Source organism: Rothia sp. HMSC078H08 (genome assembly GCF_001808955.1).
Lineage (GTDB): Bacteria > Actinomycetota > Actinomycetes > Actinomycetales > Micrococcaceae > Rothia.
Genome location: NZ_KV795255.1, coordinates 14,352 through 33,440, shown reverse-complemented (window position 1 = coordinate 33,440; position 19,089 = coordinate 14,352). Strand labels below are relative to the sequence as shown.

The window sequence follows — 19,089 nt, the reverse complement described above, 5'->3', positions numbered from 1 at the left end:
AAGTCCGGGTCGGCACCCCACAGGGAGGTGGGCGCCTCAGCGCTGAGAATAAAGCCCCAAAAAGCCCCGGACATTGACCGAAACCATAGTGAATCCCTTTTACTTATTCGACCCTGAAAGCTAGGCTAGAGGGTATGAAGAAATGGGAATACGCAACTGTACCGCTGATGATCCACACGACCAAGGCAATCCTCGATAACTGGGGTGAAGATGGCTGGGAGCTCGTCACCGTGCTGCCCGGTGCCTCCGCACCTGCCGGTGCAACCCCCGCATCGAACATGGTCGCTCCGACTCAGGGCAACCCCATCGCCTACTTTAAGCGCGAGAAGGCTGACTAAGAGCAGCGTACCCGGCGGTCACCTCGCTATCCCGGCCCTCCTATAACTAGGGGAGCGCGGGAATAGATGAGGAAGACCGCCGGTTAGCCATTTAACAGCTGCCTGAATATCAGTAGCGTTTAGATTTACGGCATTTCCCCTATCACCGTTTGGGTGCCAGCACCCGCCATCCTTCTGGAGTAATCATGACTGAATCCCGTATTGAAGCACGTATCCGCGAACTCGGTTACGAACTGCCCGTAGCACCCGCCCCCGTTGCAGCCTACGTTCCGGCTGTTACGTCCGGCTCCTACGTGTACACCTCCGGTCAGCTGCCCTTCGTTGAGGGCGCCCTGCCCGAAACCGGTAAGGTGTCCGACTCCGGTGCTGAAGGCTTCGTGACCCCCGAGAATGCGAAGAAGTACGCGGGTATCAGCCTGCTCAACGCCCTGGCAGCGGTCAAGTCCGTCATTGGCGACCTGGACCGCGTGCAGCGCGTCGTGAAGGTTGTCGGCTTCGTGGCATCCGAGGTGAACTTCACCGCTCAGCCCGCCGTCATTAACGGCGCCTCCGAACTGCTCGGCGAAATCTTCGGTGAGGCAGGCCAGCACGCCCGCTCCGCAGTCGGCGTTCCCGTTCTTCCCCTGGACTCGCCCGTAGAGGTCGAGATCATTGTTGAATATGTCTAATCTGTACACCGGCGCGCTGCCGCTGTCTGCTATTCGTGCTGCCCAGGCTCAGCGGGCAGCGCAGGACGCTCCTGAGAAGACTGCACGCACCGAATCCGCACAGGATAATGGCACCGCCCAAAACATCAAGACTCTACCCCTGCCGGTGCAGGAACGCCGCTTCGGCACTCCCACCCCGGCTGAGGGCGTGGAGCGCCCCCGCATGTTTACCGGCCGCCAGTCAGGTCCGCGCACCGCAGCCATTCAGCGTCTCTACGCGATTCCTGAGTTCATGCGCACTGCCGCCGAAAGCTGGTGTGAAGGCGGTAACGAAGGTGCGACCGGTTGCACGATGCGTCAGGCTGCCTCCGTAATTTTTGTGCGCGACGGCGACAACGGCCTCGAAACGATTCTGACCTACCGCCCCGGCACCTCTCCGCTGGGCGTGGTGGCTTTCCCCGGCGGCACGGCTCTTCCCGGTGATGATGAGTCCGCCTCCTGGGTGGGTCCCGGCGCCGACTACTGGCAGGACCAATTCCACTTCTCCGATATTGCGCAGGCACGCCGTAGCGTCATGGCTACCGTGCGTGAATGCTTTGAAGAGACCGGCATTCTGCTTGCCGGCGAGGACGAACAGGACGTCGTGGAGCGCTCCAGCACCCCTGAGTTCATGGCGTGGCGTGAAGCAGTTGCCGAGCAGGACAAGAGCTTCTCTGACTTCTTGACCTCCAGCGGTTTGAGCGTGCGCGCTGACCTGCTACGCCCGGTCGCGCGTTGGCAGTCCCCGGACTTCTTCCTCAAGCGCTACGATATCGCCTACTTCACCGCGGCGTTGCCCGTGGGCCAGGACCCGAAGCTACTGCTCGGCAAGGGTGTGTGGGGTGACTGGCTGAACGTGCGTGAACTGCTCGAAGCCAAGGACACCAGCGAACTGGGTGACCGCATCGGCCAGCCTAACACGGTGGGCCGTACCCTCGACCAGCTCATCACCCCCGGCGTGATGAGCTTGCTCGAATCTTTGGCGAAGGCACAGACTTCCGTGGCATGGCTGTCCAAACGCCGCAATATTGAGGTGAAGAAGCCCGTGCTCGTGACCCACAATGGCGCGTGCATGCTCTCCTTCACCGAGGTGGTTCCGGCAACCACCGGTAGCGTGTACACCGGCGTAGCGGGTGTGCACTAACAGGCGTGCTCTAACGAGCTGCCGCAATGCTCGCCCGTACGATGAAGCGTTAAAGAAATCAGGAGCCGTTTCCCCATGCAGAGGGAAACGGCTCCTGATTTCTTTAAGCCGCGTGTCTTTCAGCGAGGGCGACCTAGAATACCCTAACTCAAAGAGGCTTTAGCGGGAACGCTGGCGCAGGCGGGGCAGGTCCAGAATGACAACTGCGCGTGCCTCCAGGCGGATCCAGCCGCGGGAAACGAACTCGGCAAGAGCCTTGTTCACGGTCTCGCGGGATGCGCCAACCAGCTGTGCTAGCTCTTCCTGAGTCAGTTCGTGAGCAACGAGCACGCCGTCGGTCGCGGGGCGGCCGAAGCGGTCAGCCAGGTCCAGCAGTGCCTTAGCGAGGCGGCCGGGAACGTCGGAGAAGACCAGGTCAGCCAGTGCCTCGTTAGCGTGGCGCAGGCGGCGAGCCAGAGTCTTAATAACCTGATCGGAGATAGTGGGATCGAGCTGCTGTGCACGCTTGAAGGACTCGTGCTTGATGGCAGCCAGGCGAGTCTCAGAGACAGCCACAGCGTTGGTCGAACGGGGCGAAGGATCGAAGAGAGCCATCTCGCCGAAGACGTCACCGGGACCCATGATTGCGACCATGTTCTCGCGGCCGTCAGCGGCGGTGCGACCCAGCTTGACCTTACCGGAGAGCACCGCGAAGAGCTGGTCGTCCTGGTCGCCCTCGTAGAAGAGGACAGCGTTGCGGGAGAGGTCAATCTCCTGAATGTCATCGGTCAGCAGAGCGAATGCTGCGTCGTCGAGGTTAGCAAAGAGAGGGGTACGACGGAGGATCTCGAGATCCATAAAGTTCTCCTAGATATGAGGTGATGAGCCGAAACTCGTAAATGTTCAGTGAGTGAGCCCGAACCGGTGCCATGTGTCTCAACATCTGAAATGTGAGAAGGCTCAAGCTAGTGTGACATATTCAACTGATATGAGCGTACCCTAAAAAAGCGCTTTATGCATTCCGATACAGCGAGCTTTACAACAAAAGTTATTTCTTTCGAGTAAATTCAAAGCTTCCCCACAGGTTCACCACCTAATATCAGGCATTCAGGTGTGTACTTTTATCGGTACCAAGCACGCAGACACCCTCATGACAAGGAGGCTCCCGCCTCCACACGCGGTACGATGCGACGAGACAGAAACCCGACCCCAAACCCCGGGTACACAAGCCCGCCGCACCCACCACCGGGTGTTAACGCGCCACCACACTCACCGGGCACAGCCCGCACCAACCACAATGGGCACACCGTGACCACTTCTACCCACCAAGGAGGCAATTAGTCGTGACGACTGGCATCAACCTGCTTGATATTGCTATCCCCATCATCCTGCTGCTCTACTTCCTCGCCGGAGTCCGCAGCGGATTCTTCACCACCCTCGGAACCTTCCTCGGCCTGGGCCTGGGCGTCTGCGCCGCAGCCTGGCTCGTGCCTCTCGCCGTGGCATCCGTGGGATCACAGTGGAGCCTCATTACCGCCGTCGGCGTGCTCATCATCTGCCTGACCATCGGACAGTGGCTCGGCCTCCTTGCCGGACGCACCATCCGCCGCGTCACCGATATCACCCCGCTCAAGGGCATTGAACGCTTCTTCGGCGGCGTGCTGAACCTCGCCGCCTGCGCCCTGGTCATGGTCGTGCTGACCATCTCCATGCGCACCGTACCCATCCCGCAGCTCAACACTGCGCTCAGCGACTCCAAGACCCTCTCCTGGATGGTCGCCTCCACCCCCGAGGTCGTCAAGGACCGCATCAACACGGTACGCAATGACGTGCTCGCCTTCGGAACCATTCCGGAAGTCAGCCAGCTCATCGCCCCCGAAACCAGCGCCCCCACCGAGACCGTAGAATCTGCGGCACTGGACCGGGCGGCAGCCTCCGTCGTTGAGATTCTGGGCGCCGCAGAGCAGTGCGGCTACACCTCCACCGGCTCCGGCTTCGTGGCGGACAACGGCCTGGTCGTCACCAACGCCCACGTGGTCGCCGGCGTTACCTCCCCGGTCGTACAGGACTCCCGCGGCCGCACCTGGCCCGGCACCGTCGTCTACATGGACAGCGAACAGGACATCGCCTTCATCAGCGTCCCCAAGCTGCCGCTCGAACCGCTGACCATCGGCTCCAACGCCACCGCAGGTAGCCTCGTAACCTTCATGGGCTACCCCAAGGGCGGCCCGTTCAAGGCACTACCCGCCACCGTGCAGGGCATCGGCAACACCCAGACCATCGATGCCGACACCGGCCGCGCCAACGCCATGCGCCAGGTCTACCAGCTGGCAGCCGACGTGCAGCACGGCAACTCCGGTGGCCCCGTCCTCGACGAAAACGGCAACGTGGTCGGCGTGATCTTCGGTAAGGCAACCACCGGCCAGGCCGGATACGCCATCACCGCAAGCACCCTCAAGCAGGCACTGGCAGAAGGCGGCGACAACACCGCCGCAGTCTCCACCGGCACCTGCCGCAAGTAACGAGTAAAAACATTCAGGCTCCCGAACCTCTAGCGAGGAACGGGAGCCTGAACTATTTAACGCTGAATTGTTGAGCGAGGGGGATAGGCGGGGCTATTCTGCCAAATGCTGCGCTGCTATTCCGCAAGGTGCTGCGCTAGGAAATCAACCGCCATGACATAGCCGTACGCACCCGCACCGGCAATCACCGCGGTAGCCTGCGGCGACACAAACGAATGATGACGGAACTCCTCGCGGCGATGCACATTCGACAGGTGCACCTCAACCACCGGAAGCTCAGCCGCCTCCAGTGCATCATGCAGCGCCACCGACGTGTGGGTGTACGCCGCCGGGTTGATAATAATCGCCGCGCCACGAGTACGAGCACGCTGAATCTCATCCACCAGCGCGCCCTCATGATTCGACTGCATAAACTCAACATCAAAACCATGATCCGCCGCGCGCTCACGCACCATACGCTCAATATCGTGCAGAGTGGTGTAGCCGTACACCTCGGGGCGGCGCTGCCCAAGCAGGTTCAAATTCGGTCCATTAAGCACAAAAATCGTATCTGACATAAAACCAGTGTGGCACAGCGAGCGCCCGCTGAGCGCTAGCCGACGCGAACTGCCCAGAAAATGATGCGGAGGAGGGGAGAGCGCAGGCGCGTGGCGGATGCGCATCCCCGCATACGGGGGGCGACGCGCGCCAAGTACGGTGAACCTCGCTACCGCCCACACACCTAAGCCCGGTACCCTCGCGCTATGACCGAGAACGCCACCCAGCCCGCAGCGGGCGCACAGAACACCGCGGCAGAGAACGCCGAATCGCTCCTACAGATCCGATTCGTTCCCGAATTCAAAGCCGCAGCCGCCGCACGCCGCCTCAACGCCCGCGCACCCGAAAGCCACCTCGCCACTGTGCGCCGCGCCCGAAAGATTAACCGCATCCTCGGCGAAACCTACCCCTACGCCGTCGCAGAACTCGACTTCGACAACCCCTTCGAGCTACTCATCGCCACCGTGCTCTCGGCACAAACCACCGACGTGCGCGTCAACTCCGTCACCGGTGCTCTCTTCGCACGCTACCCGGACGCTGCCGCGCTCGCCTCCGCACGCACCGAAGAGGTCGAACCCTATATTCAGTCCCTCGGCTTCTACCGCGCCAAGGCACGCTCCATCATCACCCTCTCCCAGCAGCTTGTAGAACGCCACAACGGGCAGGTTCCCTCAACCCTCGAAGAGCTCGTAGAACTCGCTGGAGTCGGCCGCAAAACCGCGAACGTCGTCCTCGGAAACGCCTTCGACGTGCCCGGACTGACCGTAGACACCCACTTCGGCCGCCTCGCCCGCCGCATGGGGTTCACCACCGCAGACGCCCCCGAAGCAGTCGAAAAAGACGTCGCCGAACTCATCGACCGCAAAGACTGGACGCTCTTCTCACACCGCATGGTCTACCACGGCCGCCGCATCTGCCACGCCAAAAAGCCCGCCTGCGGTGTATGCCCCGTTGCCGACCTCTGCCCGTCCTATGGAGCCGGGGAGACGAACGAACAAACAGCACGTAAACTCATGAAATACGAAATGGCACCCGGTCGAGAAGACCTGCACCTGCGATTCCTGCAGGGCGCAACCCGCCGCGAACTCATGGCAGAAGGCTACCCGCTCAGCGCCTAACGGCGACTGAACCAAACCGGAATGCAGCCGCACAGAAGAGAGGTACACAGATGAGCGCACCCGAGGTACAACCCGAACAGGCGGGGCAGGAGGCACAGCACCCCGCCCAGCAGGCACTGGCGGCTCTCGCAGAGGGCGGCGTGGAATTCGACGTCCAAGCCCTGCTAAGCAGCGCACCCGCCAGCCCGTTGAACAAAGAAGCCGCCGTGCTGATTCTCTTCGGCGTGCTCGACAACTCGCCATCCACCGGCGAATTTGAAGGCTGCCCCGAGAACGTCAGCGCCGACCTGGATGTACTGCTCCTCGTGCGTGCCGCAACCCTGCGCTCACACGCCGGTCAGCCCGCCTTCCCCGGCGGCAAAATCGACCCTGAAGACTACGCGCACGCCGAAACCACCGGCGAACCCGTCGCCCACATTGCCGCCCTGCGCGAGGCGGTCGAAGAAACTGGGCTAGACCCCGCCGGCGTGCAGATCCTCGGCCAGCTGCACACCCTGCCGCTACCCATCAGCAACTTCATGGTCACCCCCGTGCTTGCCTGGTGGAACAGCCCCGTGCCCGTCGAAGTCGTCGACCACAACGAGTCCGCGCTCATCGCCCGCGTGCCCGTGCGTGACCTGCTCAACCCCGCCAACCGGCACACCGCCTACGTCAAACACGGCCGCACTTTACACCGCACCCCCGCCTTCGAGGTGCGCATGCCCGGCGGCGAAGAATTCACCGTGTGGGGATTCACCGCGATTCTACTGGACCGGATCTTCGACTCGCTCGGCTGGACCGTGCCCTGGGATACAAAAAAGATGCGCCCGGCACCCGGCTACGAGGAATAAAAACCGACTGGAATAAGTGCCTGACCAGCGGATATAGGGTGCAGATAGTGCGCATATAGGGGCGGCAGATAGCTTGAATGAAGCTACCTGCCGCCCCTATTTTTGTCTTAATCCGCCCGCAAATTATTTACCGCTGATTATTTACCATCTGCATAGTTGCGCACCCGCGCCACCGACACCGGAAAATCAACCGGCACCCGACCGAACAGCAGGCGCGCCGCCTCCGCCGCGCCCTCACGCACAATACGCTCCACGCGATCGGCCTCAAGCTCAGGACCGCACAGCAGAAGCTCATCGTGCAAAAAATACACAATGCGGGTGCGCATCGGCATACCAAAAATCCGCTCCGACAACAGGCGAGAACGCACCGCGCCCATCCAACACAGAGCCCACTCAGCTGCGGTGCCCTGCACAATAAAATTGCGGGTCATACGCCCGTGCGCACGCGCAGTCGACACCGCACGCGACTCAGCCGCCGGCGAAGACCGATCAGCCACAATCTCACGGAAACGCTCATCCACCGGCGGGGACGTACGACCCAAAAAAGTCGTCACCTGCCCGCCCGACTCACCAATACGAGCCGCACGCTCCGTAAACTCCATCGCCTGCGGAAAAAGCGCCGCCACATGCGGCAACAGGGCACCAATCTCACCGCTGCGGCCGCCATACATAATCGCCAGCATGCCCACCTTCGCGTGGGAACGCTCCGTCAAACCCACACCCTTCAGGCGCGCCAACTCGGCAATACCCGCATACAGGTCAGCGCCACGACCCGCCGAAGCGAGCGCCTCATCACGACTCAACGCCGCCAGAATACGCGGCTCAATCTGCGATCCATCCGTCACCGTCAGCACCTGACCCTCCGGCGCCTGCACCGCCTGACGAATCTCCGCAGGCAGCTGCAACGCACCACCGCCAGAAGCGCCCCAGCGCCCGGTCGCGGCGCCACCCACCTCAAGATGCGGGCGGAACGCACCCTCAGAAACCCAGGTATCAGCCCACGTCCAGCCGTTAGCAGTCCAAATGCGGTACAGCTTCTTATAGCGCAGAATCGGGTCAATCAGCGCCCAACGCTTTTCCCGCTGAGCCGGAATCGCATCCGCCCAACTCTTCAACTCCCACGAACGCGTAGATTTCACCGAAACCCCCGCAGACTGCAGAGCACGCAAAAGATCCTGCGGCGAATCCGGATTCAACGACGGCATAAACAGCATGCGCTGAATCTGCTCCGCCAACTCCTGCATCTTCTGCGGACGCTCCCCAGGCACCGGGCGCGGACCCAACAACTCGCACAGATGCTCATGATGCGCCTGCACATTAAACGGGATGCCGTAATAGCCAATCTCAGCCGCAACCAACGCACCGGCAGACTCAGCCGCCGCCAAAAGACGCAGCCGTTCCGGGTGCCTCGACGCACCGATAGCGCGCGCCTGCGCCAACCATTCACGCATCAGCACACGCACCACCGGATGCTCCGGAAGCAGGGTCACCGGGCCCGCCGCCAGCTGCGGGGCAAAAGGCTCATGAGGCGCCGCTTCAAGGAAATCGGGGGAGGAATCTGCGGGGGACTGGGTGGCGTTGGTAGCGGGCGCACTCAAAAAATCGGCGCCGAACAGCTCCTCCTGACCCTGAATCTGCCGCGCCACCGGCAGATACCCCTGAGGCTCCACCGCCTCACGCACATCAGAAAGATCCAACACCGGGCTGTACTCCACAAAACCGCTCGGATGCGTAGCGGCAGTCACCAAAATCCGCTGCACCAGACGCAAATCATGGCACAGATGCACCCGCACCCCGCGGCGCAGAAGCAACGGGTCAACGTGGCGGGTATCAGCCCAAATCCAGCGGGGGAAACGCACCTGTGCCGAATCTGCCGCCTGCCGCTCTACCTCTCGCACATACGCCGGAAGATTCGCCGCACTCACCCGATCCGCGCGCGTAATCCGCGGAATAAAGGTCGGGTCCTGCAACTGCTCAGCGGTCGGCGCCGAAAAATGAAAAGCACCCCACGAGGTCACCGGCTGAGCACCGCGCGGGGACGCACCCGCGGCAATAGCCGACGTGACCGGGTGCGCGGAGGTGCCGGTCTGGGCGGTAATACCCGCGCCGGTGGCAGGACTGAGCAGAACGTACATTCTTCCATTATCGAGGATGTGCCGGTAGAACGGGTGGTGCGTGGTTATCACCAGAATGTACGAGTGGTTTGTCATAAAAGCGCCGGATGCGTGCGTTTTGTTCGTTTGAGGTGCGTGCATCGTGGATATTTCGGGGTGCACGAGGAGTTATCCACAGAACGCTCATTCTCTTAAAAGTTCGGGGTGGGTGCAATGCTCTCCTAGAGCCATGAACCCCGCCATGAACCCCTCCAGCAATCCCGCCGGGCCCCCTGCCAACAATCCCGGCAGCCCCAACGGTTGCCCGCCGCGTGCCGCACAGGGCGCGAATCAGCCGGGCGCACAGAATACGGGCGTCCAGAACACCCGCACGCACTCGCTACCCGCCCTGCTCATTCCCGAAGACTATCGCGCCCGCGCCGTCGCCCTGCACGCCCGCGAACTGATTCTGCGCTCGCCGCAGATGAGCGCTATCGCCCTGGGTGGTTTTAGTGCCGGGTTCAGTGCCGGGTTCTGTGGCGGACCCAGTAACGGATTCAGCGCCGGGGCCGAGCGGGCAGGGGAGCGGCCGCCCGCAGAGGGCGTGGTTGCCGCGGGCAGTGCAAACGCTGCGAGTGCCGCGGGCGGTGGGCTACTCCAAGAATCCCAGCCCCTCCGCGAGATTCTCGAAAACGCCGTGGACGAGGCAATCTGCGCCATTGACGGCGGACACCTGGGGAACGCGAGCGCAGAAGGAACGGGCGTGGCGAAGCCCCGAAAATTCCGCACCAAAACGGTGCAACCCGCGCCCGCCTCCTGGAGCTACCCCAGCGTGGAATACGTGCCCGTCAACCGGCAGACCGCGCTGCGCTACCTTGCCGCGGAACTCTACGGCCTCGGTGCCCTCGACCTGCTCCTTGACGAGGGGCAACGCGCCGGAACCATCACTGATATTTACGTGAACTCGCCCTGCGATATCTGGGTGGGCATCAACGGAACCGTCCGCCCCGTGGCGCTGAGCCTCGGTAATGAGCGGCGTGTGCGTGACCTCGCCGAGCGGCTCATCCGCAGGCACGGCGGGCAGCTGGACGCCGCGCATCCGGCGGCTGACATCAGCGACGAGCACGGCAGGCGCATCCACGCGATTATCCCGCCGCTGAGCGAACGCACCCGACTCTCCGTGCGCCTACCCGCCCGCGAGCGCCCCACCCTGGCGCAGTTACAGGCCGCCGGGCTGTGCGATGAGGCGACTGCCGCCTACCTGCGCCGCATGATTGCCGAGCGCCGCGGGTTCCTCATTAGTGGGGGCACCGGCACCGGCAAAACCACCCTACTCAACGCACTGCTGGGGCTGTGCACGCCGCAGGAGCGCCTCATTCTGCTCGAAGACACCCCGGAACTCGCGCCGCAGCATGAACAGGTTATTGCCCTCAAAACCCGTGCCGCCAACTCCGAAGGCGCCGGTGAAATCGGGTTGGGTGAGCTGATTGTGCAGGCGCTGCGCATGGGCCCGGATCGGCTCGTGGTCGGCGAGTGTCGCGGTGCGGAGGTGGTGCACCTGCTGACCGCCATGAATACCGGTCACCGCGGAGCTGGAACGACCCTGCACGCCAATAGTGCGCAGGCGGTGCCCCTGCGTCTGTGCGCCCTGGGTGCGCTCGCCGGGCTGGATAGTAGAACGGTCGCTCTACATACGGCGACGGCTTTTGAATGCATTATCCACCTGGAACACCGGGACGGACACCGCCGTATCGAGGGTATCTACAGCCTGCACCCCGCAGTTGAGGGGAGCGAAGAGTATCTGCAGGTCAGGCGTATTTCTGTGGGCTCCGAAGTTGGGTACTAGCCCCCGTAAAGGGGAAACGGAAAACGTGAAAGGAGGAACCATGAAAAGGGAAGAAACGAGTCGAGGAAGCCTTCGCGAACGCTGGGCTGAGCACCTCGCCGGACCCGCCAGCGCCGAGGAAATGCGCATGTGGCCGCTCATGCTACGCACCCTTGCCCTGAACCTGCGCGCCGGTATTCCCCTGCAGGAGGCGGTGCACGCCGACCCTGGCACCGGGCAGTTTGCACAGTTCGGGCAAAACGAACCGGTGCCGGATGCGGGGAAAATGCACGCGAAGAAAATAACAGCCCGGAAAAGCGCTGGGAAAAGCGCCCAAGCTCGACGGGCACGAGGCTTCTCGCCCCTCTCCGAAGAGTACGGGCAGAAGCGGTGCGCCGAAGATATTCGCCGCTTCACGCAGGCGCTCGCCACGGTCACCTCCTGGGGTGCCCCCGCGCACATCGCCTGCTCGCAGCTACTCGAAAGTAACACCCGGATGCGCCCGCACAGCCGCGAGCGCTTGCACGACCTGCAGCTGAGCCTGCGCATGAGCGAGAGCGCCGGTGCGCCGCTCGCCACGAGCCTGGAACGCGCCGCCGAACACGCCGAAGAACGCATCGACGCGCTTCTGGGCAGGCAGAGCGCCCTTGCCGCACCGCGCGCCACCGGCAGGATCCTCTCCTGGCTACCGCTGCTCGGCCTGGGCCTGGGCGTGCTCATGGGAAGTGACCCCGTGAGCGTGCTGACCGGATCTATTCTCGGGGCGCTCACCGGTTTGCTCGGGCTGGGGCTCGCCTTCGCCGGGCGCCGCTGGACCGCTGCGCTCGTGCATCGGGCGGAGGTGGAGAGCCTGCGGACGGCGAATGCAGAATCTGAGACGGAAAAGCCTGCCTCTCCAACAGATGCCGCGCCCGTTGATACCGCCCTCGTGCTGGAACTACTCGCCGCGCAACTACGCGCCGGGCTCGCACCGCTCGCCGCCCTAGGTGCCCTTGCCGAGGCGCTCAACAGCCGACCGCTACACGCGGTCTGCCAGCGCCTGCAAATGGGCAGCAGCTGGGGGAGTGCCTGGTCGGGCTCCGCTGCGGGAACCTTCGGTGAGCTGCGGGATGCACTCGCCCCCGCTTACACGGGCGGCGCACCCAGCACTGCACTGCTGCTCTCCCTTGCCGATGCGCACCGCCTCAGCGAACGCCGCGCGGCAGAACGCGCCGCCGGAAAGCTCTCCGTAGCGCTCGTGGTACCCCTCGGGCTGTGCTCGCTACCCGCCTTTATTTGTCTGGGTATTGTGCCCATCCTCATTTCGCTACTACCCACGCTGACCGGCTAAAGAACCATGTCCATAAGCGCTGTCGATTAGCCGAAATGCTGAAAAGTTTAGACCTTCGCTTTTAGACCTTTGCTCATCTGCCGTGAACGCGGATGAGTACCCACCCCGCCCCGAATGAACGGGGCACAACGAAAGGAAAACCAATGACGAACACCCTCTGCGAAGCAATCCGCCACGACCTGCACACTGCCGATGTTCCGGTCGGCACTCCGGTCAACGCCCCGGCCGGTGCTCCGGGTGGCATTCCGAGCGAAATTCAGCCCGCCGCACCCGGCGCAGAGGCGCAGACCATTCTGGGCCCCGTGCCGCTGTCCGTTGCCATCGCAACCACCATGAAGCAGTTGCGCGAAGAATGCCCCGAGCTTTTCGCCGATACTGGGCTCTTCAGCGATGCCGAGTTTTTCAATGATGCTGAACTTTCCGCCGGCGCTGAACAGAAGCATGCCGGCCCCAGGATTGACCCTAACGAAATGGAGATTGATATGAACACGAATCACCTGAACCCCGAGCAGGCATTGACCATTGCCCGCGCGCTCGCCGAGGGCTGCACCCTGGACGAATGTGGCCCCACCTGCCACAGCCTGGGTGAACACGTGCCCGGCTGCACCGAATATGTACCCGCTGAGGGGCACGAAAAGGCGCTCGAAGATTACGCCCCGGCGGGCGATCCGGAGGAGGGCGCCTCCACCGCGGAGTACGGCATTGTGATGCTCGCGGCGGTCGGTTTCGCGGGCCTGCTGGTGCTGATTCTCAAGTCGGATGAGGTGCGTTCCATGCTCCTGGATATTGTGCGTAACGCCCTGTCCATTGCGGGCAATACGGGACTGCTCTAGAGGCCTTAGTCTAGAGGTATTGGAAAACCCGCCGTAGGGTTTTGTCCCTAGATGCTAGGTTCTTTGGAAAATCAAGCCAGAAGGGAGGAATAAAGAATGAACGCTCATGTGAATTTGGGTGCTTTGTGGCGCGCCTACTCCGCGGGGAAAACCGGTGCGGAACCGGCACCCTCGACCCCGCACAAAAGCCCCGCAGAAGAGGGGGTGATTACCGCCGAATTTGCGGTTGCCCTACCCGCCGTGACGGTGGTGCTTGCCCTCTGCCTGGGCGCCGCCTCCACGGGGGTTGCGCAGCTCAAGGTGGAGGAGTCCGCGCGAACGGCCGCACGAGCCGCCGCCCGCGGAGATTCCGAGGCGCAGATTCGCTCCGCCGTCAGCCGCATCGACCCGGCGCAGAGCGTGCAGATTTCTGTTTCTCCTGATGATGTAGTCGTGACAGAGGCGGGGCGCGCCCGGGAAGTGCACGTGCGGGTGAGCCGCCCCGCCCCCGGTGTGATTGGTTCGGCAACCGGCTGGGTGCTGCGGGCGGACGCCCACGCCCGCGTTGAAGCCGGCGCTGAAAACGATGCTGAAAACGGTGCGGGTCATGAAGGTGAGTAGAGTCGCTATGGGTCCCACCCCGAAAACAGCCTCCGAGAATCAATACCCCGAAGCGGGTAGCGGCACCGTCCTTGCCCTCACCATTATTGCCGCGCTACTGGTGGTGACCGTGGTGATTGCCGGGCTCATTGGGGTGGTGTCCGCAAACCGCAGGGCTTCCGCGGCCGCCGATTTGAGTGCGCTCGCGGCGGCAGACGCCTACCGCGGGCTCACCGAGGGGGACCCGTGCGCGGTCGCGGCGGATCTTGCCGAACGCCACGGCGCGCACCTGGAATCCTGCACTTTTCCGGATCGCCCCGAAACGGTGGAGGTGACGGTCGCCGTCCCGGTCGCGGGGCCCATGGGTGCGCTGGGCCCGGCGAGGGTGCGTGCCCGCGCCGGGGCTGAGCATCTCGAAGAAGGGCGCCCCGAAGAAGAGCACGCGGCGGGCAACGTGGAGGAGCTGAGCCCCGATGAGGTAGCCGAGCTGGAGGAAGAGCTGGAAGCTGCGCAGGACTCAGCGCCCGAGCCTCCCGCACCAGAAAGCTCCGCAGAATCAGAGAATCCAGTTGAGCCAGAAAACCCGCCTGAGCCAGAAAGCCCAGCCGACTAGGCTATTTACGCTCATCGGGAGTTGTCATCCCAGCTTGCCCCGCGCTCCCAGCCCGCTCTACGCCTTCTGCAGTAACCTACGCCTCCGCCATGCTCTGCAGCATCGCCTGCAGTAGCGCCCGTGCGCCGTGTTTGCTGAGCGGCTCGTTGCGGTTGCCGCATTTGGGCGAGTGCACGCAGGAGGGGCAACCGTTTTCGCATCCGCAGCTTTCGATTGCTTCAAGGGTGGCGCTCAGCCACTGCGCAACCGCGTTGAAGCCGCGCTCGCTAATGCCCGCGCCGCCGGGTGCGGCGTCGTAGACGAAAATGGTGGGCCTGCCGGTGTCCACGTGAAGCAGCGTGGAGAGTCCACCCAAATCCCAGCGGTCGCTGGTGGCGATGAGCGGCAGCAGCCCGATGGCGGCGTGCTCGGCGGCGTGAAGGGTGCCGGGGCCGTCCTCTTCGGTCACGCCCGCACCGAACAGGTAGCTGGGCTCGAAGGTGAACCAGACCGCCTCGGTCATGAGCACTTCCGGCGGCATGGGTTGCGCCTCTTCGCCCAGGTATTCGCCGCCGTAGACGGAGAAGCGCCGGTACCCGGTGACCTGGTCGGTGACCTGAACCTGCCCGCGGTGCATGGTGAGCGGGGCGAGCTGCTGTTCTCCAGAAGCACTCTCGACGGGAGCAGCCTCGCCGGGAGCAGCCTCGCCGGGAGCCGCTTCCCCAACAGCGTTATGCGCACCGTAACTAACCCGCGCACGCTCTGCCAGAATACGAACCTCCGTGCTCTCAACGGCACGCGTGTAGTAGTCCGGGTAGACGCGGCTGAGCAGGATCACGCGCTCGCCCTCGCTGAGGGACTCGACCACATACTGCGCGTTCTGGTGAATGTAGATCGCGCCCGGGTGCCCCTGGCTCATGGCGTGCGCGGCGTCCATGGTGCCAACCAGGGTGCCGTCTTCGGCGTCGATGAGCTGGTAGGGGCCGCCACCGGTGCCGCGGATATCGACCAGGTCGGCGGCTGATTCGGCGTGCGTCCAGTACCAGCCGTCCGGGCGGCGACGCAGGTACCCCTGCTGCACCAGGCGATCCAGGAGCGCCTCGGTGTGCGGGCCGAAAAGGTTCAGCTCCTCAACGCGGATGGGGGCCTCCTGGGCGGCCGCACAGAGCTGAGGGGAGAGCACATAGGGGTTGGTTGGGTCGAAAACGGTGGCTTCAACGTCCTGCCCAAAAATCGCCTCCGGGTGGTGCACTAGGTAGGTATCGAGCGGGTTGTCGTCGGCGATGAGAACGGCGAGTGCGTCCTGGCCGCCTCGTCCGGCTCTGCCGATGCGCTGGGTAAAGGATGCGCGGGTGCCGGGCCAGCCGGCCACGATGACCGCGTCCAGCCCGGAAATGTCGATACCCAGCTCCAGTGCGGAGGTGCTAGCCAGGCCCAGCAGCTCGCCGTTGCGGAGCCTGCGTTCGAGTTCGCGGCGCTCTTCGGGGGTGTACCCTGCCCGGTACGCGGCGACACGGTGGGCGAGGCCGGGCTCAACTTCGTCGAGGTAGCGTTGGGTCTTCTGTGAGAGGACCTCCACGCTGCGACGGGAGCCCGCAAAGACCAGCGAGCGGGTGCGCGATAGCACCAGGTCGGTGAGCATCTGCGCACCCTGCTCGATGGGGGAGAGGCGGCGCGGGGCGTTCTGTTCGGCTTCGGATTTGAGGGCTTCCTGCTGGGTGCTGCGGGCACCGGCGGCCAGGCGGTCGGTTGCTGCGGGCGGGAGTAGCTCGGGTTCCCAGAGCACCACGGCGGTCTCGCCGCTGGCGGCCGTGGATTCGGTGATGGCGGTGACCGCCCGCTGCGGCACGCCAATGAGCTTGGCGAAGGACTCGACCGGGTTGGAGCTGGTGGCCGAGGCGCCGTAGAACACGGGCACGCTGCGGTAAAGGGCGCAGACGCGCCGTAGACGGCGCATCAGATTGGCGATGTGCGCGCCGAAGACCCCTCGATAGCTGTGGGCCTCGTCGAGCACCACGTAGCGCAGCCCGCGCAGGAAGGAGGCCCACTGCCGGTGGTTGCTCAGAATCGAGTAGTTGAGCATGTCCGGGGTGGTGAGGACGAAGTTGGCGTGCTCGCGAATCCAGCGGCGTTCGCCGGTGGGGGTGTCCCCGTCGTAGCTGGCCGGGTAAAGCCCGGGAAGATTGTAGGAGGTGAGGGCGGTGAGTTGGTCTGCGGAGAGTGCCTTCGCCGGAGAAATATAAAGAATATTCGCTCTATTATTGAGGTTCTCAGTCCCGGAATACGCGGAAGTTGAGCTCACCGATTCGCCGCACGAAGCTCGGTAAACGGCGTCCAGCGTGGGCATCAGGTAGCTCAGGGTCTTGCCCGATGCCGTGCCCGTGGCAACGATAACGTGCCCGCCGCTACCCGGTCCCTCCGCGTGCGCGCGACCCGGCGCGGACATCTGGTCGCCGGGCGAAGCTGTGGGGTGCCCGCTCCGCCAGCCGTAGCGGGCGGCGCTCGCCTCCAGGGCGGCGTCAAGACCGGCGTGGGCCGCCTGCGCGGCGGCGGCCTGGTGAGCGTATGGCTCCGAAATGCCGAGAGATTCGAAGGCCTCAACCACGCGCGGATGCATCCACTGCGGCCAGGGGGCGTGCTCCGCCTCGCGGGCCGGGATGGTGTGCACGTGGGTGATCTGCTCGGGCAGGGCGGAGGCGGGCGACAGCTCGGGGAGGAGGGCGCTCAGAGCCTGCTGAGTGGCGTTTGGAAGGTCGCCGAGGCGGCGGGGAACGCCGGGTGCCGCCGGTGGGCCCGAACGGTCTACATTCGCGGATTGGGGGTCTGCGGGGTGATGAGCTGCGTGCTGGGGCATGGCTTCAATTGTAGGTCTCGGCTCGCGCGCGAACTCCCTCGTTCGTTACGGGCCCATCCGTCTTCAGTCGGGGGCGTTCCGGGGTATCGGGCGTATTTTTGTGCCGAGGGTTCGCACGCATCAAGGATTCTGTATGTATTGGGGGTATCGCACGTTAAAATAGTTTCGTGGCTCAAAATAAGATTATTCTGTATTACCAGTTCGCCCCCATCGCCGACCCGCAGGCGGTCATGCTCTGGCAGCGTGCCCTCTGCGAGAAGCTCGGCCTGCGCGGGCGCATCCTGATTTCCAAGCACGGCATTAACGGCACCCTCGGCGGCGAGATTAACGCGGTCAAGGCGTACACCAAGGAAACCCGCAAGTACCCCGGCTTCAAGAGCATGGAGTTCAAGTGGTCCGAGGGTGGTGCGGAGGACTTCCCTCGCCTGTCCGTGAAGGCTCGCGACGAGATTGTGGCTTTCGGCGCTCCCGACGAGCTGCAGGTGGACGAGAACGGCGTCGTTGGCGGCGGCGTGCACCTGAAGCCTGAAGAGGTCAACAAGCTTGTTGAAGAGCGCGGCGACGAGGTGGTCTTCTTTGACGGCCGTAATGCCTTCGAAGCGAAGATCGGCAAGTTCAAGAACGCCATTGTCCCCGACGTGCGCACCACCCACGACTTCATCCGCGAGATTGAGTCCGGCAAGTACGACGACCTCAAGGACAAGCCGGTCGTCACCTACTGCACCGGCGGGATCCGCTGCGAGATTCTCTCCGCGCTCATGAAGAACCGCGGCTTCAAGGAAATCTACCAGATCGACGGCGGCATCGTGCGTTACGGCGAGAAGTACGGCGACAAGGAACTGTGGGAAGGCTCGCTCTACGTCTTCGACAAGCGCATGCACATGGAGTTCACCCCGGACACCGTCACCATCGGCAAGTGCGAACAGTGCGGCGCCCCCTCGAACAAGTTCGAGAACTGCTCCAACGATTCCTGCCGTGAGCTGGTTCTGCTCTGCCCCGAGTGCGCAGCTGATGATGCGAAGCGCCACTGCGTGCCCGAGTGCTCGGTGGACCGCGAAGCCGCCGAGGTGAGGGCCTAATGGCCTCCGCCAAGGAGAACGCGGTTCAGATTTCAGAGCCCCGCGTTGAGGAACACCCGGCGATGGTCGTTGCCGGCGTTTCGCGGGTGTTTTCCCTGGATGAGGACTTCTCCCCGCTGTGGGATGAGCTGAATCAGAAGGCCTCCCCGGCAATGCTGGACGTTCTGAACGTGACCCAGTACCTGGGCGTGTGCACTCAGCCGAACCCGAAGGGTCAGGTCCGCTACACGGCGGGCTTCCTGGTGTCGGAGCCGGCGAGCGCGGCGAAGCTCGGCCTGGGCGTGCTGGAGCTGCCTGCGAGCACCTACGCGGTGGTCGAGGTGACCGGCCCGATTTCGGAGTCCATTCCGGCTGGCTTTGCGAGCTTCGAGGAAGCGTTCTTCGCGAAGAACCCGCAGTACCGCCCGGTGGGTGGCCTTGAGGTGTACGGCCGCGGCGATATGCAGGCGGCTGATTACCGTATGGAACTGTGGGTTCCGCTGGCGAAGCGTTCCTAATGTAGCTTGTTTCTGCGGTTATAGTTGCAGTTTTAGCTGTTGAATAGAAGGGCCCGGTGGTGCGATGCGTTCGTGCCACCGGGCTTTTCTGCGCCCTTTTGTGGCCTATATTTTGTGCTCCGGAGTGGGTGACACGTGCGGCGAAAGCGGGGGAGCGGTGCTCTGGGCGTAACACTCCGAAACAAAATACTTGACATGTAAAATATCTGGGTTTAGATTTAAATCACCAGCCCGGCACTACAAGAGAATCGGG

At 63.5% G+C, this 19,089-nt stretch carries 17 protein-coding genes; 13 read left to right on the top strand and 4 right to left on the bottom strand.

All coding sequences use genetic code 11. The annotated features are described in order from the left end of the window. The first annotated feature begins 134 nt into the window (after positions 1 to 134). The 3 genes from HMPREF2528_RS05100 (at position 135) to HMPREF2528_RS05090 (ending at position 2,168) form a co-directional block, all read left to right on the top strand. Positions 135 to 338 carry a DUF4177 domain-containing protein gene (locus HMPREF2528_RS05100; RefSeq protein WP_005504647.1) on the top strand — a complete coding sequence of 68 codons (204 nt, stop codon included), beginning with the start codon at positions 135 to 137 and terminating at the stop codon, positions 336 to 338. A 185-nt stretch (positions 339 to 523) separates the two neighbouring features. Beyond that, entirely contained in the window at positions 524 to 1,006 is a 483-nt protein-coding gene (locus HMPREF2528_RS05095; protein WP_005508253.1) for a RidA family protein, read from the top strand. Continuing rightward, positions 999 to 2,168 carry an NUDIX hydrolase gene (locus HMPREF2528_RS05090; RefSeq protein ID WP_070542876.1) on the top strand — a complete coding sequence of 390 codons (1,170 nt, stop codon included), beginning with the start codon at positions 999 to 1,001 and terminating at the stop codon, positions 2,166 to 2,168. Before HMPREF2528_RS05095 ends, HMPREF2528_RS05090 begins: the two co-directional genes overlap by 8 nt. 159 nt (positions 2,169 to 2,327) lie before the next feature. Here the strand turns inward: HMPREF2528_RS05090 and HMPREF2528_RS05085 are convergent, their stop codons facing one another. Then, complete coding sequence (locus tag HMPREF2528_RS05085; RefSeq protein WP_012902921.1) at positions 2,328 to 3,005, bottom strand: Crp/Fnr family transcriptional regulator; 678 nt, start codon at positions 3,003 to 3,005, stop codon at positions 2,328 to 2,330. 485 nt (positions 3,006 to 3,490) lie between these two features. Here HMPREF2528_RS05085 and HMPREF2528_RS05080 point away from each other — a divergent pair, with 485 nt between their 5' ends. Next, the gene (locus tag HMPREF2528_RS05080) at positions 3,491 to 4,669 is read left to right on the top strand and encodes a MarP family serine protease (protein WP_070542871.1); all 1,179 of its coding nucleotides are present in this window, start codon (positions 3,491 to 3,493) and stop codon (positions 4,667 to 4,669) included. A 116-nt stretch (positions 4,670 to 4,785) separates the two neighbouring features. On the opposite strand, the gene aroQ is transcribed toward HMPREF2528_RS05080, so the two are convergent. Continuing rightward, positions 4,786 to 5,226, bottom strand: a complete 441-nt coding sequence (gene aroQ, locus HMPREF2528_RS05075; protein ID WP_044150130.1) for a type II 3-dehydroquinate dehydratase — start codon at positions 5,224 to 5,226, stop codon at positions 4,786 to 4,788. 186 nt (positions 5,227 to 5,412) lie between these two features. Here aroQ and nth point away from each other — a divergent pair, with 186 nt between their 5' ends. Further along, positions 5,413 to 6,324: an endonuclease III gene (gene nth / locus HMPREF2528_RS05070; RefSeq protein WP_070542868.1), complete on the top strand. Its 912-nt coding sequence runs from the start codon at positions 5,413 to 5,415 to the stop codon at positions 6,322 to 6,324. A 50-nt stretch (positions 6,325 to 6,374) separates the two neighbouring features. After that, positions 6,375 to 7,154, top strand: coding sequence for an NUDIX hydrolase (locus HMPREF2528_RS05065; RefSeq protein WP_070542864.1), 780 nt, complete (start codon positions 6,375 to 6,377; stop codon positions 7,152 to 7,154). Between the two features lie 137 nt (positions 7,155 to 7,291). On the opposite strand, the gene HMPREF2528_RS05060 is transcribed toward HMPREF2528_RS05065, so the two are convergent. Continuing rightward, positions 7,292 to 9,289 (bottom strand): bifunctional 3'-5' exonuclease/DNA polymerase, encoded by a 1,998-nt coding sequence (locus HMPREF2528_RS05060; RefSeq protein ID WP_070542860.1) that lies wholly within the window; start codon positions 9,287 to 9,289, stop codon positions 7,292 to 7,294. 208 nt (positions 9,290 to 9,497) lie between these two features. Between HMPREF2528_RS05060 and HMPREF2528_RS05055 the strand changes: the two genes are divergently transcribed. From HMPREF2528_RS05055 to HMPREF2528_RS05035, 5 genes are all read left to right on the top strand, one after another. Continuing rightward, positions 9,498 to 11,093: a TadA family conjugal transfer-associated ATPase gene (locus HMPREF2528_RS05055; RefSeq protein WP_246823886.1), complete on the top strand. Its 1,596-nt coding sequence runs from the start codon at positions 9,498 to 9,500 to the stop codon at positions 11,091 to 11,093. Between the two features lie 40 nt (positions 11,094 to 11,133). After that, on the top strand, positions 11,134 to 12,402 hold the full coding sequence (locus HMPREF2528_RS05050; RefSeq protein WP_070507108.1) for a type II secretion system F family protein: 1,269 nt from the start codon (positions 11,134 to 11,136) through the stop codon (positions 12,400 to 12,402). Positions 12,403 to 12,545: 143 nt separating this feature from the next. Continuing rightward, positions 12,546 to 13,235 (top strand): DUF4244 domain-containing protein, encoded by a 690-nt coding sequence (locus tag HMPREF2528_RS05045; protein WP_070507106.1) that lies wholly within the window; start codon positions 12,546 to 12,548, stop codon positions 13,233 to 13,235. A gap of 96 nt (positions 13,236 to 13,331) precedes the next feature. Next, positions 13,332 to 13,835, top strand: coding sequence for a TadE family type IV pilus minor pilin (locus HMPREF2528_RS05040; protein ID WP_070507104.1), 504 nt, complete (start codon positions 13,332 to 13,334; stop codon positions 13,833 to 13,835). 7 nt (positions 13,836 to 13,842) lie between these two features. Further along, positions 13,843 to 14,427, top strand: a complete 585-nt coding sequence (locus HMPREF2528_RS05035; protein ID WP_049351923.1) for an Rv3654c family TadE-like protein — start codon at positions 13,843 to 13,845, stop codon at positions 14,425 to 14,427. Between the two features lie 76 nt (positions 14,428 to 14,503). On the opposite strand, the gene HMPREF2528_RS05030 is transcribed toward HMPREF2528_RS05035, so the two are convergent. Then, positions 14,504 to 17,260: a DEAD/DEAH box helicase gene (locus HMPREF2528_RS05030; RefSeq protein WP_083297875.1), complete on the bottom strand. Its 2,757-nt coding sequence runs from the start codon at positions 17,258 to 17,260 to the stop codon at positions 14,504 to 14,506. 167 nt (positions 17,261 to 17,427) lie between these two features. Here HMPREF2528_RS05030 and HMPREF2528_RS05025 point away from each other — a divergent pair, with 167 nt between their 5' ends. Both HMPREF2528_RS05025 and HMPREF2528_RS05020 read left to right on the top strand, forming a co-directional pair. Further along, positions 17,428 to 18,339 (top strand): oxygen-dependent tRNA uridine(34) hydroxylase TrhO, encoded by a 912-nt coding sequence (locus tag HMPREF2528_RS05025; protein ID WP_070542857.1) that lies wholly within the window; start codon positions 17,428 to 17,430, stop codon positions 18,337 to 18,339. Further along, positions 18,339 to 18,836, top strand: coding sequence for a GyrI-like domain-containing protein (locus HMPREF2528_RS05020; protein WP_049331670.1), 498 nt, complete (start codon positions 18,339 to 18,341; stop codon positions 18,834 to 18,836). The genes HMPREF2528_RS05025 and HMPREF2528_RS05020 overlap by 1 nt, the downstream gene beginning before the upstream one ends. Positions 18,837 to 19,089 lie beyond the last annotated feature (253 nt).